This window comes from Actinopolymorpha sp. B11F2, assembly GCF_040195635.1.
GTDB lineage: Bacteria > Actinomycetota > Actinomycetes > Propionibacteriales > Actinopolymorphaceae > Thermasporomyces.
Window position 1 is genome coordinate 164,583 of record NZ_JBEFTX010000015.1, and the last position, 15,632, is coordinate 180,214.

Genomic DNA, 15,632 nt, shown 5'->3' on the forward strand with positions numbered 1-15,632 from the left:
CGTCGCGTCACCAAGTTGTCGCCGCGCGCCCGCACCGGCGCAACACGTCCTCCCCCGTTCCATTGAGACCACACGAGTGAAGGTCGAAGGGTCATGGCATCTTCCACCATGTCGCGGCGGGCGCTCCTCGCCGCTGCCGGCGCCACCCTCGCAGCGGCCGGCTGCGGAGGCGGCGGCTTCACCTCCGCCGAGTCCGACAACAAGCGGGGATCGGGATCCGGCGCGACCGCGAAGCCGACGCTCCGGATGCTGGTCAACATCACCCCCAACCTCACGAAGACGTTCTGGCGCGAGCTGGTGGCGCCGTTCGAGAAGGCCAACAACGTAACCGTGACGATCGAGGCGCCCACGGGGGAGGGCGTCAAGGACACCTTGCCGCAGCTGCTCGCCGCCGGGAACCCGCCCGACGTCGTCGAGACGCTGATGGCGGACGCGACGCTCGCCCCGCACATGCATGAGCTCACCGGTGAGACGTGGGTGGCCGACACCCCCCTCGTCGAGCAGGCCGCCTTGGACGGCTCCGTCTACACGGTCGGCGTCGGCATGCAGGCGCAGTCGCTCGTCTTCTACAACAAGGCGGCCTTCGCCAAAGCTGGCGTCACCGGCACTCCCGAGCACTTCGACGAGCTGACCCAGGTGATGGGGAAACTCGAAGAGGCGGGGTATCTCCCGCTGCAGACCGCGGGCGACTACGTCACCGGCTTGCAACTGCTGCAGCTCGCCTGGCCCTCGGTGATCGGCGGCAACCCCAGCTGGTACGCCGACGTCGCGGCCGGAAAGATCCAGGCGGGCGAGAGCCTGCTGCCGTACCTCGAGCTGTACGCAAGCTGGCTGGACCGCGGATATCTCGACAAGAACGCCCTCGGCCTGAAGGACGTCGACGCACAGACCGCGTTCTTCTCCGGGAAGTCCGCGATGTACATCATGGGGAGCTGGCTGGTCTCCACGGAGGCGACGACCGAGAAGGACTTCGAGGTCGGCGTCTTCTCCGCGCCCACCCAGGCCGGGCAGCCGTATCCCGGACCGATGGGCGCCACCATGGCGATGCCCTACATGGTCTTCAAGAACAGCCCGAACCGCGACCAGGCGATCGAGCTGGTCAAATGGCTCGCCACCGACAAGAAGGCGATCCTCACCCAGCTCGAGCAGGACGGCAACTTCCGGGCCGGCTACGACTGGAGCGGTGGCGGCGTCGGATCGGCCGTCAGCACACTCCTGGCCGAGGCGCCGTCCACCACGCCGCAGGGAGAGGGCTACGGCAGCCAAACGCTGCCAGTCGGCTTCAACACCGAGTTCGGCAAGGCCGTCCAGGGTCTCTACGTCGGTCGTACGCCGGAGAAGGTGGCCGGCGACCTCGACGCGTGGATGCGGGCGAATGCCTAGAGCGCCATCGCGGGAGCCGGCCGGCACCGTACTCGCCACCTGGCTGATGACCGTACCGGCGGTCACGGCCTACACGGCCCTGCTCGTCGTCCCGATCGGTGTCGCGGGATATCTCAGCCTCACCGACTGGGACGGCTACAGTGCCGATCCGGGACTCGTGGGTCTCGCGAACTACGTACGCGTCTTCGCCGACCCCGAGGTGGTCCGCGCGGCGGCAGTGACGTTTGTCGTCGCTGCCGCCGGGACCGCGGCCCTCAACCTGCTCGGGCTGGCACTCGCCGTCCTGGTCGCTGCGGCGAGCCGGTTCCACACGTTCCTGCGGCTCGTGTTCTTCTACCCGCACGTGCTGAGTGTGCTTGCCGTCGGTTTCCTGTGGAGCGCGATCCTCGGGACGAACGGTGCCGTCAACTCCTACCTGACATCTCGCGGCGCGGAGGTGCTGCCCTTTCTGTCCGATCCGGAGTGGGCGGTCGGCACCATGATCGCGGTCCTGGTCTGGGCCGGGTTCGGCGTCAACGTCGTGCTCTACCTCGCCGGGCTCCAGTCGGTGCCGGCCGAGCTGGTCGAGGCGGCGCGGATCGACGGCGCCGATCGCTGGCAGGTGTTCCGCAACGTCACGCTGCCGGCCCTGCGTCCGGTCGTCACGCTCAACCTCGTGCTCTGCCTCATCACCCTGCTCAAGACGTACGACCTGGTGGTCTCGCTCACCGGAGGTGGGCCGGCGGGCGCCACGCAGACGGTTGCCTACCTCATCCTGTGGGACTCCTTCCACGCAAGCGAGCTCGGCTTCGGCTCCGCCCAGTCGGTGCTCCTCATGGTGGTGACCGCGGCGCTCGCCCTGTCGGTCATGCGGCTGCGGGCCCGCAGTGACATGGCGGCGTACCGATGAGGCCGTGGTCGGCGGTACGGGCGACGGCGCTCACGGCCCTTGCGGTGGTGATGCTCGCTCCGATGTACGTGCTGGTGGTCAACGCGTTCAAGCCACAGCAGGAGATTGCCGCTCGCCCGTTCTCTCCCGCGTTCGACCAGCTGACGCTCCGCTATCTGGAGCAGGCGTGGCACAACCCGGACTTCAGCATCGTGCGTGGTTATGCGGTGACCGTGTTCTTCGTGGTGTGCGTCAATGCGCTCTCGGTGCTGCTCGCCGGTCCGGTGTCGTACGTCATCGCCCGCGGCGGGTCGGTCCGGCACCACCTGCTGCTGGTGTTCTTCGTCGCGGGCACGTTCATCCCCAGCCAGGTGCTCGTCATCCCCGTCGTCTACGTCCTGAAGCTGCTGGGGCTCATGGGAACGGTGCGCGGCTTTGTGCTGTTCGAGACCACGCTCACCCTGCCGTTCTCGATCTTTCTCTACACCGCCTACATCCGGACCATCCCGGCCGACCTGGACGAGGCCGCCGCACTCGACGGGGCCGGCCGGCTGCGGACGTTCTGGCAGGTGATCTTCCCGCTGATGAGACCGGTCGTCGCCACGATGGTCATCCTCAACACGTTCTCGGTGTGGAACGACTTCGTCAACCCACAGGTGATCCTCGGACCCGGCAGTGGGCTCTACACCATCACCACCGGGATCTACGCCGCGGTCGGGCAGTACACCACCGACTACACCGTCGTCTTTCCCACGCTCTTGTTGGCTATTGCTCCCATCCTGCTCTTCTTCGTCGTCATGCAGCGCTCCATCGTCGGCGGCCTGACGGCCGGTGCAACGAAAGGTTGACAGCCATGGCAGAGACCCACATGTCCCGTCGCGGAGTCCTCAAGGCGAGCGCCGCTGTCGCCGCCGGATCGCTCGGAGTGGTTCCACTCCGGATGCCTGGTGCTGAGGCGGCGACGCCACCAGAAGATCCCAATCCGATGAAACTGTGGTACCAGAGGCCGGCTGAGGAGTGGCTCCAGGCCCTGCCGGTCGGCAACGGCCGGATCGGCGCCATGGTGTTCGGTGGCGTCCCTGTCGAACGCCTCCAGCTGAACGAGGACACGGTCTGGGCCGGCGGCCCGCACGACTACGCCGATCCCGGTGGCCTGGAGGTGATCGACGACATTCGCCGGCTGATCTTCGAGGAGAAGTGGAAGGAGGCCCAGGACCTCGCCCAGGCCCGTTTCATGGGGACGCCCACCGAACAACAGTCGTACCAACCGGTGGGCGACCTGTCGTTGACGTTCCCAGATCCGGGCACGCCCACCGACTACTATCGCGAGCTCGACCTCACCGATGCCGTGACACGCGTGACGTACGTCAGTGCCGGCGTACGCCGCACCCGCGAGATGTTCGCCAGCCACCCCGACCAGGTGATCGTGCTGCGTCTGGGAGCGGACCAGCCTGGAGCGGTGTCGTTCTCCGCGACGTTCACCACCCCTCAGAAGTCGTCGCTCGTCGACGTCGACGAACGCACCATCGCCCTGGACGGCGTGACCGGCGACGCCGAGGGCATCAGTGGCGCCGTGCGGTTCCGGGCACTGGTACGCGCCCTCCCTGAGGGCGGCCGGGTCAGTGTCGCGAACGGTGAGCTCACGGTCGACGGCGCGGACGCGGTGACACTGCTCATCTCGATGGGCAGCAGCTACCGCACCTACCTCGACGTCAGTGCAGACGAGAAGGCGCGGGCGGCCGAACCCCTCGAAGCCGCGAGCGCCAAGGCGTACGGCCTGCTCCGCAGCGCCCATGTCGCCGACTACCGCCGGCTGTTCGGCCGGACCCACATCGACCTTGGCACCTCGGACTCGATCAACCTGCCCACCGACGAACGCCTCGAGCTGGTCAAGAACGGCAACGATCCGCAGTTTTCCGCGCTCTATTTCCAGTTCGGTCGCTACCTGCTGATCTCGTCGTCGCGCACGCCAGGGCAGGCCGCCAACCTGCAAGGGCTGTGGAACCAGGACATGCTCGCGCCCTGGCAGTCGAAGTACACGCTCAACATCAACTGCGAGATGAACTACTGGCCGGCGGGACCCGCCAACCTGCTCGAATGCTACGAGCCACTCTTCGACATGATCCACGAGGTCGCGGAGTCGGGCGCCCGCACCGCGCGGTCGATGTACGGCACACCAGGCTGGGTCGTCCACCACAACACCGACGCCTGGCGCGGCACGGCACCCGTCGACCACGCGTTCTACGGAATCTGGCCCACCGGCGGAGCCTGGCTGTCGCTGAGCTTCTGGGACCACTACCTCTACACCGGCGACCTCGCCGCGCTGCGTCGGCACTACCCCGTGATGCGTGGCGCCGTGGAGTACTTCCAGCACAACCTGCGAGAGGACCCCAAGCACGGCGTCCTGGTCACCACACCGACGCACTCGCCCGAGATCGCCCACAGCGAGATCGACGACGATGGCGTGAGCATCTGCGCCGGCACGACCATGGACAACCAGCTCCTGCGGGATCTGTTCGAGGCATTCTCGGAGGCGTCGGCGATCGTCGGTGAGGACGCCGAACTCGCCGCGTGGGCCCGGCTGGCGAGATCTCGGCTCGCTCCACACCAGATCGGCTCCATGGGCCAGCTTCAGGAATGGCTGGAGGAGTTCCCGGAAGGGGACACGAGCAACAGTCGCCACACCTCCCACCTCTACGGCGTCTTTCCCAGCGAGCAGATCACGCCGCGGCGGACGCCGGAGCTGGCTCAGGCTGTGCGCAGGACGCTGGAACTCCGCGGCCCCACCAACAAAGGTTGGTCGGTGGCGTGGCGGATGAACATCTGGGCCCGGCTGCTGGATTCGGCACAGGCGTACGAACACCTGCGGATCCTCCTGCAACCCGGCCGTACCGCACCCAACCTGTTCGATCTCCACGGCTATCCGATCTTCCAGATCGACGGGAACTTCGGTGGCGTCCGCGGGATCATCGAGATGCTGATGCAGAGCCACTCCGGGGAGATCGCCCTGCTTCCGGCGCTGCCCGCGGCGGAATGGCCGGACGGCAACGTTCGCGGGCTAAGGGCGCAGGACGGCTTCGAGGTCGACGTCTCGTGGCGCGACGGCTCCCTCCACCAGGGGCGGGTGGTCTCCCTGCTCGGCCGGCAGGCGACCGTACGGACTTCTCATCCCGTCGACGTTGTCGCGGCAGGCCAGCAGGTCGAGGTGGAGCGACCGGAGCCAGGCGTCGCCGTCTTCGAGACGCGGATCGGCCAGACGTACCTGCTCATCCCCCAGGTCTGAAAGGAGCACGAATCCATGTTCGGCAGACCACGTCGACGGCTCGCGGACCTGACCACGAGGCGGAGGGCCTGGCTGACCGGCGTCACCGCGCTCGTGCTCGTGTCCGCCGCGCTCGGGGCCACCACCGCCGCCGGCGCGGACGACGACCGCTGTCAGGCTCGTGAGTACTTCGTCTCACCTGACGGCAGCGACCACAAGGGACCCGGTGACGAGAGTCGGCCCTGGCGCACTGTCCAGCACGCGCGAGACTACATCCGGGGGCAGCGGGACACCGATGCGATGGGATGCGACATCGTCGTCAATATCCGGGCTGGCGACTACATCGTCGACGAGACCATCACCTTCACCGAGGCCGACTCCGGAAGCAACGGCCACTCCGTCGTCTACCGCAGCTATGACGGGCCCGGTCAGGCCCGGTTCCTGGGCGCGCGACCAGTCACCGGGTGGGAACCGTACGACGGGCAGATCTACCGGGCGCGAGTCGACCGTGGCGAACCCTTCCACACCCTCTACGAGGGCGGCCGCCGCGCGACGACCGCACGCGAACCGAACCGCCGGTCCGACGAGGAATGGGCGCCCTACTTCGTCTCCGGGCCAGCCCGCCCCGACCGGACCGGAACCCAGTCGCAGCTCTGGTTCAACACCGGTGAGTGGGACCAGAGCTGGGACCTCTCCCAGGCGCAGGTCGTCATCTGGTCGGGCGGCCGCTGGGCGTGGTTCACCGACACCGTGCCGATCCAGAGCGTCAACTGGGGGCGGAACCAGGTCCACCTCGACTACTGGACTCGATACCACACCTCGAACGATGAACGCGGCTCCCGTTACTTCCTCCAGAACTCCCTGGACCTGCTCGACCAACCCGGCGAGTACCACTACGACCACGACGACGGCATGCTCTATTACTGGCCGCGCAGCGGGTCGATCGATGACGCCACTGTCTGGGCACCCACGGTCAGGACGATTCTCGACATCGCCGGCAGCTCGCCGACGGCTCGCGTCCACGATCTTCGTTTCCAAGGGCTCGCCCTGGCCTACACCGATTTCGTCGACTGGTACCGCTACGGATGGATCAGCAAGGGCGACTCGGGCGAGCGTCGCGCCTATCCCATCTACGACCGGCAGGTCGAGTTGCCGCGGAACCGGTTCGGTGCGGTCACGCTGACGAACACGCGACACATCGACCTCCGCGACCTGCACATCGCCAACACCGGGTTCACCGCGGTGTTCCTGCTGTTCGCCAACGACCACGTGACCGTCTCGGGCAGCCTGCTCGAGTACCTCGGCGGCGACGGGATCAAGGTCGAGGGTCCCTACCCCGGCGACGGTGACCTCGCGCACGACAATGTCTTCACCAACAACTACATCCACCATGTGGGCGAGCTCGTGCCCGGTGACGCCTCGGGCGTGGAGATCCAGAACAGCGGGTCGAACGAGGTCAGTCACAGCGTCATCGAGCACAGCGCGCGGTACGCCGTGAGCCTGCGCACCCGCCCCGAGATTCCCAACGAGGACAACTACGCCAGCGGCAACGCGTTGGAGTATCTCCGTATCGCCCATGTGGGCAAGGACAGCGGCGACACCGGCGCGATCTACGCCTACGCGGTCCACAACGAGGAGCCACACCTTCCACCCACGAGCGTGCTGAACCAGATCACGATCGACGACGTCCACGCGGATCCATCGATGGAGGACGGCCCGCCGCACGGGGTGCACATGGACTTCGGCGGTTGCGGGTTCCGGTTCTCCAACATCGAGGTGAGCAACGTCCAGGGAGACGCCTACCACAACGGCAAAGGCTGCAATGTCAAGGAGAACGTCAGCTGGGAAGCCGACTTCGACGCCAGCCGGATGCAGTACGACCAGATCGGCGTCACCGACGACTTCCCATACCCGACACCGAACCCGTGATGCGAAGGCGGTGGTAAGGCGATGACTCGATACTGGACCCGACGACATCTGCTAAGAGCCGGTGGCAGGGCGATGGGTGGCGCCTCCGTCGCGTACGCCCTGGGCGGTACCGGTGCCGCCCATGCGGCTGTGCCTGTTACTGGGAGCACCGCCGAACCCTCGGGGGGCACTCCGGACGGCTGGGGGAAGGTGGGTGAGATCCTGGCGCGGGTCAGGCCGCCCACCTTCCCCGACCGGGATTTCTCGATCGCTTCCTACGGCGCCGTCGGGGACGGGCAGACCGACTGCACCGCCTCGTTCGCGGCGGCCATCGACGCCTGCGCGGGTTCCGGTGGCGGCCGCGTGCTCGTTCCAGCGGGTACGTACGCGACGGGCCCGATCCATCTGCGGAGCAAGGTCAACCTGCATGTGAGCGCCGGCGCGACGATCAGCTTCAGCCGCGACCGGGACCGGTACCTGCCGGTCGTCTACTCGAGGTACGAAGGCGTCGAGCTGATGAACCGGTCGGCGCCGATCTACGCGTACCGGCAGCGGAACATCGCCCTGACCGGCGAGGGAGTGATCGACGGTCGGGCCGACGCGCAGAACTGGTGGAACCTCGCGGGCTCCGGAGGCGAAGCGCCGGACAAGGCCCTGCTCAACCAGATGGCCGAGGACGGCGTGCCGGTTCAGGAGCGGGTCTTCGGCGAGGGGCACAGCCTGCGGGTCAATCTCGTCCAGCTCTACGAGTGCGAGAACGTCCTCGTGGACGGGGTGACGGTGATGAACTCGCCGATGTGGCACATCCACCCGGTGCTGTGCGAGAACGTCCTGATCCAGAACGTCACCGTGCGGACGCCGGACGGTCCCAACACGTTCTCGACGGCATCGATCCCGAGTCCTGCCGGTACGTGATCATTCGAGACTGCCTGATCATTGCCGGCGACGACGACATCGCGTTCAAGGCGGGCAAGGATGCCGACGGACGTAGGGTCGACGCCCCCTGCGAGTACTGCCTGGTCGAAGACTGCGTGATGGAGGACGGCAACGGGGGCGTCACGGTGGGCAGCGAGACCACCGGCGGCGTGCGGTATATCTTCGCCCGGAACTGCCGGATGAGCAGCCCCAACCTCGGGCGGCCGATCCGGGTCAAGACGAACCCCAACCGCGGTGGTCGCGTCGAGCAGCTGTACTTCAGGAACTTCACGGTCGGTGAGGCCGACGACAGCGCCGTCGAGGTCGCGCTCGACTACGCCAACGTCACCGAAGGTTCCTACTACCCCACGGTCAGAGACATCGAGATCGACAACGTGATGGTCCAGTCCGCCGAACGCGCGTTGTACCTGATCGGCAACGTCGGCAACCCGATCCGCGACGTACGCCTCAGCAACTGCGAGTTCATCGCTATGGCCGAACCCGACATCATCCGGCACGTCGAGGGTCTCAAGCTGAAGAACGTCACCAACGGCGGCGTGCCGTATTAGGCAAGAGGGGGTTCGGATGGGCATGGTCGCGGGATTCACGGCGGTGATCGTTCTGGTCGGGTCTGTGCTCGCCTTACCCGGCACGTCGTCGGCTCCTGAGCCGGCCATGGTGAGCGTCGCACCGCACGGGTTGGCCCAGCCGGCGTGCGCGGACACATCGTTGCGGATGACGTTTCCCGAGCCGGTCCAGCTCGGGTCCGGCGGCCGACTGACGGTGCATCGAGCCGACGGCACCGTCGCAGATGTGGTCGATCTCGCCGACCCGGCGAGCCGGCAACGAACCATCGGCGGAGCGCGCTCTGACTTCGGCCAACTCCATCTGTGGAACTACGAACCCGTGGTGGTGGAGGGCCGCACGGTGTCGGTCTACCTGCACGCCCGACTGGACGCCGGCCAGCTCTACTACGTCACGGTGGACGACGGTTTCGTCGCGGGCTTTCCCGGCATCCACAGCCGTACCGCGTGGCAGTTCCGCACCAAGCATGACCCGCCGGCGGGGTCGACCACGCTCACGGTCGACGCCACGGGTGGCGCCGACTTCTGCACCGTGCAGGGAGCCATCGACTTCGTACCGGAGGGCAACGACCGGCCGGTCCGCATCGACGTGGCTGAGGGCACCTACCGTGAGATCGTCTACGTGCCGCAGACCAAACCACACCTTCGCATCGTCGGCGCGAACCGGGACCGGACGGTCATCGCCTACCCGAACAACAACGTCCTCAACGGTGACATCGCCATGGCATCGGTGCCGCCGGAGCAGAGCTACTGCCCTCGTCGGGTGCTCCCCATTCCCGACCGGTTCAACTGCTGGCGTGCGGCTGTTGGCGTGGATGCCGACGACTTTCTCATGCAGGACATCACGGTGCACAACCTCACGCCGAAGGGCGGATCCCAGGCCGAGGCGTTCCGGGGAAACGGTGAGCGGATCGTCCTCAGCGGCGTGCGCCTGCTCAGCTTCCAGGACACGCTCCGCCTGCAGGGCAAGGCGTACGTCACGAACAGCTACATCGAGGGCGACGTGGACTTCATCTGGGGGACCGGCGGGGTGTTCCTGGAGAAGTCCGAGCTGAAGGCGATGAGCCCCGGCTACTACGTGCAGTCCCGGAACCTCGACGGCCAGCCAGGCTATGTCTTCGCCGATGTCAGGCTCACCCGCGCGCCGGACGTGCCCGACGAGAGCCTCTACCTCGCCCGCGCCGAGCTGGCCCGATTCCCCACCAGCCAGGTCGTCTTCATCGACGCGGCGATGGACAGCCACGTGCGGGCCGTGGGCTGGCAGGTCTTCCAGCCCGGCGACTGCGGTGCGGCCACACAGGTACGCCTGTGGGAGTACGGCAGCACCGACCTCTCGGGCGATCCGGTCGACACCAGCCAGCGGCTCGCCTGCTCCCGCCAGCTCACCGACGACGAGGCCGCCGCGCTACGAGATCCGTCAACCGTGCTTGGCGGTTGGGATCCGCGGGCCGACCTCCGTGCCGACAGCAGCACCGACGTGGTTCCAGCCCGCCAGGAACGCGGGCAGTGAAGGGGTGGACGATGAGCGCGATCTCTGGAAAACGGCGGCGAACCTTGGCCGCGTTGGTCGCCGCACTCGCTGGCGTGGTTCTGCTGCCCGCGGCGGCCGGAGCGACGTCGCACGGCCCGTTCCCCGACCCGCTGGGCGATCCCACCGACACCAGCGAGGCGTGGAGCCAGGCGGATGAGATCCGGGCGCGTGTGCGGCCACCGACCTTTCCCGAGCTCGATGTCGATGTCACGGCCTTCGGTGCCGACCTCACCGGCCGGGAGAAGAGCACGGACGCGTTCCGGCTGGCGATCGCCGCCGCCCACACCGCCGGCGGTGGGCGGGTGGTCGTCCCGGCCGGTACGTATCTCACCGGCGCCATCCACCTGAGGAGCAACGTCAACCTCCATCTGGAGGAGAGCTCAGTCGTCAGCTTCAGCACCGACAAGGCGGACTTCCTGCCCGTGGTGAAGACCCGGTTCGAAGGTGTCGAGCTCTACAACTACTCGCCGTTCAACTATGCCTACCAGGCCGAGAACATCGCGGTCACCGGAAGTGGCGTCCTCGACGGTCAGGCTGCCGCGGACAACTGGTGGGACTGGAAGAGGACGCCCGCGCCCGGTGGCGGTGTGCTCGAGACCGCCGACCGGAATGCGTTGCTCCGAATGGGTGAGGAGGGTGTGCCCGTCGCGGAGCGGGTTTTTGGGGCTGGGCACTTCCTCCGGCCCAACTTCGTGCAGTTCTACGAGAGTAGGAACATTCTCCTGCAGGGGGTGACGCTCAACAACTCGCCGATGTGGCTGGTGCATCCGGTACGTTCTGAGAACGTCACGGTCGACGGCGTGACTCTGGAGAGCCTCGGACCCAACAACGACGGCGTGAACCCGGAGAGCAGCCGCGATGTGGTGATCAAGAATACCCGCTTCAACACCGGTGACGACTGCATCGCGATCAAGTCCGGACGCAACGCCGAAGGCCGCCGGATCGGCATCCCGAGCGAGAACATCCTGATCGAGGACAACCTCATGCAGGCCGGCCACGGCGCGGTGGTCGCGGGCAGCGAGATGTCGGGCGGGGTTCGGAACGTCTTCGCCCAGAACAACGTGATGAACAGCCCGGACCTGGATCGCGTCGTGCGGGTCAAGACGAACTCCCTGCGCGGCGGCGTGGTGGAGAACATCTACGTCCGCGACAACGACGTCCCGCAGCAGCGCGGACAGGTCGTGTGGGTGGACTTCTTCTACGAGGAGGGCGACGCCGGCGACTTCACCCCCGTCGTACGCAACATCTATGTCGAGGATCTGCACAGCAGCGGCGGCACGCACGCGTTGTACCTGCGGGGATATGCGCGCTCCCCGGTCACCAACATCACCATCTCGGACTCCTCGTTCGACGGTGTGGCGACACCGATGCTCCTCCAGAACGTGCAGGGGCTGCGGCTTTCCGGCGTGACCATCAACGGTTCGCGGGCGGACTCCGTGGTGTGCCAGGGCTCGGTCTGGCTGGGCGTCCCAGAGGTGCTGATCGACTCGGGCGTCGCGGACCGTCGGGTCGGCGAGTGGTGCCTGTCCGAGCAGTTCCAGGAGGAGTACGACTGGACCTCGGCCGGCGTGTTCGACGCGTACGTGGCGCGGGTCACCGCAGACCTGCACGATGCCGGACTGATCACTGATGCGGAACGCCAAGCTCTCCTGGAGGCCGCCAGACAAACCGACATCGGCACTGGATGGAGGAACGAGGCACCATGCGTACAGACGCAATCGAGCTCTTCGTGTCACCGGCCGGCGCGGCGTACGCCGACGGGTCCGCGGGCTATCCCGTGCCCGACCTGGTGACGGCCCGCGACGTGCTGCGCCGCCGGCGTGACCCGGGCGAACCGGCCGTCGTGTGGGTGGCGCCCGGCCACTACCCGATGACCCGGCCGCTCGAGCTCGGGCCCGAGGATTCGTTCACGAGCTTCGTCGCGCTGGACCCGGACCGGCCACCGGTGTTCGAGGGCGCCGCCACCCTCACCGGCTGGGCCGAGACGGAGGTGAACGGCGTATCTGCGTGGTGGACGACAGCGCCGAAACGCTGCGGCCGGTCGTTCTTCGTCGGCGGCGAGCGGCGCCCCCGGCCGCGGCTGCCCCGCGACGGTTTCCTGCGGGTCGCGGACCAGCCAGACCTCGACCTCGATGCCGACATGGTGAGCACACTGTTCGACGGCACGGACGCCTTCCAGTACGCCGAAGGCGACCTGCCTGAGCTCGCCGATCCGTCCGCCGTGGAGGTCGTCGTCCCGCACTACTGGGTCCAGGAACGGATGCCGGTGCGGCGGGCAGACCGGGCAACTCGGACGGTCCACACCCGGGTCCGCAGCATTTTCAGCCTGCGCGACGACGCGGCGCGCAGGTTCGCCCGCTACTACCTCGACAACGTGCTCGAGGCGTTCGGCGAGATGCCCGGCGAGTGGTACCACGACCTGGCCGGTCGGCGGCTGCTGTACGTACCCCGCCCGGAGGACCGGCTGGACAGCTTCGGGGCGAAGGTACCTGTCCTGGAGCAGTTCGTGGTGGTCCGCGGCCGGCTGGACCGGAGGGAGTTCGTCCGGTCGGTTCGGTTCGAGAGGTTGCGCTTCAGCTACGCCGACTGGGCGGAGCTGCCGCCGGCACGGCCACCCTTCGACCATCGGGAGGATCCCGCACTGCCCCGCGACGTCGCGTACGCGGCCGCGCCCCAGGCGGCCGCCGATGTCGGCGCGGCGCTGGTCTTCACCGGCGCGCGGGGTTGCTCGATCGTGGCGTGCACCGTCGACCACGTCGGCGGCTACGCCGTCGAGCTCGGATACGGCTGCCAGGGCAACCTGCTGAGCGGCAACACCCTCACCGACCTGGGGGCAGGGGCGGTCAAGATGAGCGGATCGACATATCGCGACGATCCGGCGTTCACGGCCGGCAACGAGATCTCCGACAACGAGATCTCGGCGGGCGGCAGGGTCTATCCGCAGGCCGTCGGGGTGCTGGCCCGGCACACCGCCAGCAACCTCATCGCCCACAACCACATCCACGACCTCTGCTACTCCGGCATCTCCTGCGGCTGGGTGTGGGACTACGACACCAGCCCGTCGACCGACAACGTGATCGAGGGCAACCACATCCACCATCTGGGGACCGCCCGGCTCCTCGGCGACCTTGGCGGGATCTACCTGCTCGGCGTCGCACCGGGCACAGTCGTCCGCAACAACCACATCCACGACATCGCCTGCGCTAACTACGGCGGCTGGGGCATCTATCTCGACGCCGGGTCGTCCTACGTCGTGGTGGAGGACAACGTGTGCCACGACGTCGACAGCCAGTGCCTCCACATCCACTACGGCCGGGAGAACATCGTGCGGCACAACGTCCTCGCGTTCGGGCGACTGGGTGCCGTGGCCCTGACCCGCCCCGAGGACCACGTGACGTTCACCTTCGAACGCAACATCGTCCTGACCGCGGGCGTGCCCGCCTTCGTCGGCGCACCCGGCGACCGCGGTGTCCTGGCGTACGGCGTCGTCAGCGATCTCAACCTGGTCTGGGACACCGCCGGACCGGTCTGTCTTGCCGGCAACGGTAGGCATGACCCGAGCCAGGGGTGGTCGGTGGTCGAGCGCCTCGACAAGGAGTGGCGGGCGCTCGGGCACGACGCCCACACGGTGGTGGCCGACCCCGGCTTCGCCGATCCGGACGCCCGCGACCTCACCCTCCTGGCCAGCGCGCCGGCCTCCGAGGTCGGTATCCGGGTGCCCGACGTCTCACGGGTCGGCCCACGGCCGGGCGAGGACCGGCCAAACCCGCTCGCCCGCCGGACAGCAAGTCCGGACCGGCGTTCGTCCGGGCAGAATCCTTCGGCGGGTCCGCGAGAGGAGAGCCGATGAAGATCGTCGCCGTCGAGGTCCATCTCGTCGAGGTGCCGCCCGCCACGCCGGGGTTCGTCTGGCGTACCGGCCTCCCGGGGTCGGAGCCGGCGCACACCGGTGGCGTCCTGCGCATTCGTACCGACGATGGTGTCGACGGTGTGGCCTACTCGCGGCGCGGCGCCATCCTCACCGATCTCGTCGACCGCAGGTTGCGGGAGGAGCTCGTGGGGGCGGATCCGTTCGCCCGCGAATACCTCTGGCACCGGATCTGGGAGTTGGACCGGGTGGAGGAGTTCCCGCTCTACACGTTCGGCCTGGTCGACGAGGCGTTGTGGGACATCGCCGGCAAGGTGGCCGGCCAGCCGGTCCACCGGCTCCTGGGTACCTTCCGCGACTCCATCCCGGCATATGCGAGCACGACGACGTTCGGCTCCGTGGCGGAGTACCTCGACGTCGCCGACCAGTGCCTCGAGTTGGGCTATCCCGCGATCAAGCTCCACGCGTGGGGCGATGCGCGACGCGACGCGGAGCTGTGCACGGCCCTCCGCGCGCACGTCGGTGATCGAGTTGACCTCATGTACGACGGGTCGGCGGGATTCGATCTGCCCGACGCGATCTATCTCGGGCACGCGCTGGCCGACGCGTGCTACCGGTGGTACGAGGAGCCGATGCGGGAGTTCAGCATCACCGCCTACCAGTGGCTCGCCGAACGGGTCCGCGTGCCTCTGCTCGTCGCCGAGACCTCCGACGGCTCGCACTTCAACGCCGCCGACTTCGTCCGCTCCGGCTGTGCGACGTACGTCCGGGTGTCCACGATGCTCAAGGGCGGCGTCACCGGCGCGATGCGGATCGCCCACCTGGCCGAGTCGTTCGGGCTGCGTGCGGAGGTGCATGGAATGGGCGCCGCGCACCGCCAGCTCTGCATGGCCATCCCGAACACCACGTACTACGAGTCGCTGGTGTCGACGAATCCCGTCGTTCGTGAACCATGCGTCGACGCGTCCGGCCTGGTCCACGCGCCGACAGCACCGGGGATCGGCCGGCCCGACGAGGTGCCGGCGCTGCCGTGGGAGCGGTGACACTGGGTCGGGAGCCCCCTCGACCACAGAACTTAGCCGGTTGCTCCGCGCAGCAATCGACCCACCGGCTGTCGACGGACGACGCGCGCAAACGTTCAAGACAGCACGGGTGTCGATGAACCGGCGGCATCTACCTGACACTCCGAGGGCGAGGTTTGCATCCCCCCGTGTCGGGTCGGCTCACGCAGGGTCGTGAGGCTCTACAGCCACTTGGTCACCTGCAGAGGTCGCGCACATGCGGCGCCGCTATCCGCGCCGCCGTTCCGGCTG

The 15,632-nt window shown here is 67.7% G+C and carries 11 protein-coding genes; all 11 read left to right on the forward strand.

Features of this window, described 5'->3' with window-relative positions; translation table 11 throughout:
- Window positions 1-93 precede the first annotated feature (93 nt).
- The 11 genes from ABN034_RS24980 to ABN034_RS25030 all read left to right on the forward strand — a co-directional run bounded on the left by ABN034_RS24980 (window position 94) and on the right by ABN034_RS25030 (window position 15,362).
- Window positions 94-1,383 carry an ABC transporter substrate-binding protein gene (locus ABN034_RS24980; RefSeq protein ID WP_349693410.1) on the forward strand — a complete coding sequence of 430 codons (1,290 nt, stop codon included), beginning with the start codon at window positions 94-96 and terminating at the stop codon, window positions 1,381-1,383.
- On the forward strand, window positions 1,376-2,272 hold the full coding sequence (locus ABN034_RS24985) for a carbohydrate ABC transporter permease (protein WP_349693411.1): 897 nt from the start codon (window positions 1,376-1,378) through the stop codon (window positions 2,270-2,272). The genes ABN034_RS24980 and ABN034_RS24985 overlap by 8 nt, the downstream gene beginning before the upstream one ends.
- Window positions 2,269-3,099 carry a carbohydrate ABC transporter permease gene (locus tag ABN034_RS24990; RefSeq protein WP_349693412.1) on the forward strand — a complete coding sequence of 277 codons (831 nt, stop codon included), beginning with the start codon at window positions 2,269-2,271 and terminating at the stop codon, window positions 3,097-3,099. Before ABN034_RS24985 ends, ABN034_RS24990 begins: the two co-directional genes overlap by 4 nt.
- A 5-nt stretch (window positions 3,100-3,104) precedes the next feature.
- Window positions 3,105-5,534, forward strand: a complete 2,430-nt coding sequence (locus ABN034_RS24995) for a glycosyl hydrolase family 95 catalytic domain-containing protein (protein ID WP_349693413.1) — start codon at window positions 3,105-3,107, stop codon at window positions 5,532-5,534.
- A gap of 15 nt (window positions 5,535-5,549) precedes the next feature.
- A complete protein-coding gene (locus tag ABN034_RS25000) occupies window positions 5,550-7,442 on the forward strand; it encodes a right-handed parallel beta-helix repeat-containing protein (RefSeq protein WP_349693414.1) in 1,893 nt (630 codons plus the stop codon).
- 72 nt (window positions 7,443-7,514) lie between these two features.
- Window positions 7,515-8,336 (forward strand): glycoside hydrolase family 28 protein, encoded by an 822-nt coding sequence (locus ABN034_RS25005; protein ID WP_349693415.1) that lies wholly within the window; start codon window positions 7,515-7,517, stop codon window positions 8,334-8,336.
- Window positions 8,333-8,905, forward strand: coding sequence for a glycosyl hydrolase family 28 protein (locus ABN034_RS25010; RefSeq protein ID WP_349693416.1), 573 nt, complete (start codon window positions 8,333-8,335; stop codon window positions 8,903-8,905). The genes ABN034_RS25005 and ABN034_RS25010 overlap by 4 nt, the downstream gene beginning before the upstream one ends.
- A 16-nt stretch (window positions 8,906-8,921) precedes the next feature.
- The gene (locus ABN034_RS25015) at window positions 8,922-10,430 is read left to right on the forward strand and encodes a pectinesterase family protein (RefSeq protein WP_349693417.1); all 1,509 of its coding nucleotides are present in this window, start codon (window positions 8,922-8,924) and stop codon (window positions 10,428-10,430) included.
- An 11-nt stretch (window positions 10,431-10,441) separates the two neighbouring features.
- The gene (locus ABN034_RS25020) at window positions 10,442-12,244 is read left to right on the forward strand and encodes a glycoside hydrolase family 28 protein (protein ID WP_349693418.1); all 1,803 of its coding nucleotides are present in this window, start codon (window positions 10,442-10,444) and stop codon (window positions 12,242-12,244) included.
- The gene (locus tag ABN034_RS25025) at window positions 12,154-14,301 is read left to right on the forward strand and encodes a right-handed parallel beta-helix repeat-containing protein (protein WP_349693419.1); all 2,148 of its coding nucleotides are present in this window, start codon (window positions 12,154-12,156) and stop codon (window positions 14,299-14,301) included. The genes ABN034_RS25020 and ABN034_RS25025 overlap by 91 nt, the downstream gene beginning before the upstream one ends.
- The gene (locus tag ABN034_RS25030) at window positions 14,298-15,362 is read left to right on the forward strand and encodes an enolase C-terminal domain-like protein (RefSeq protein ID WP_349693420.1); all 1,065 of its coding nucleotides are present in this window, start codon (window positions 14,298-14,300) and stop codon (window positions 15,360-15,362) included. Before ABN034_RS25025 ends, ABN034_RS25030 begins: the two co-directional genes overlap by 4 nt.
- Window positions 15,363-15,632 lie beyond the last annotated feature (270 nt).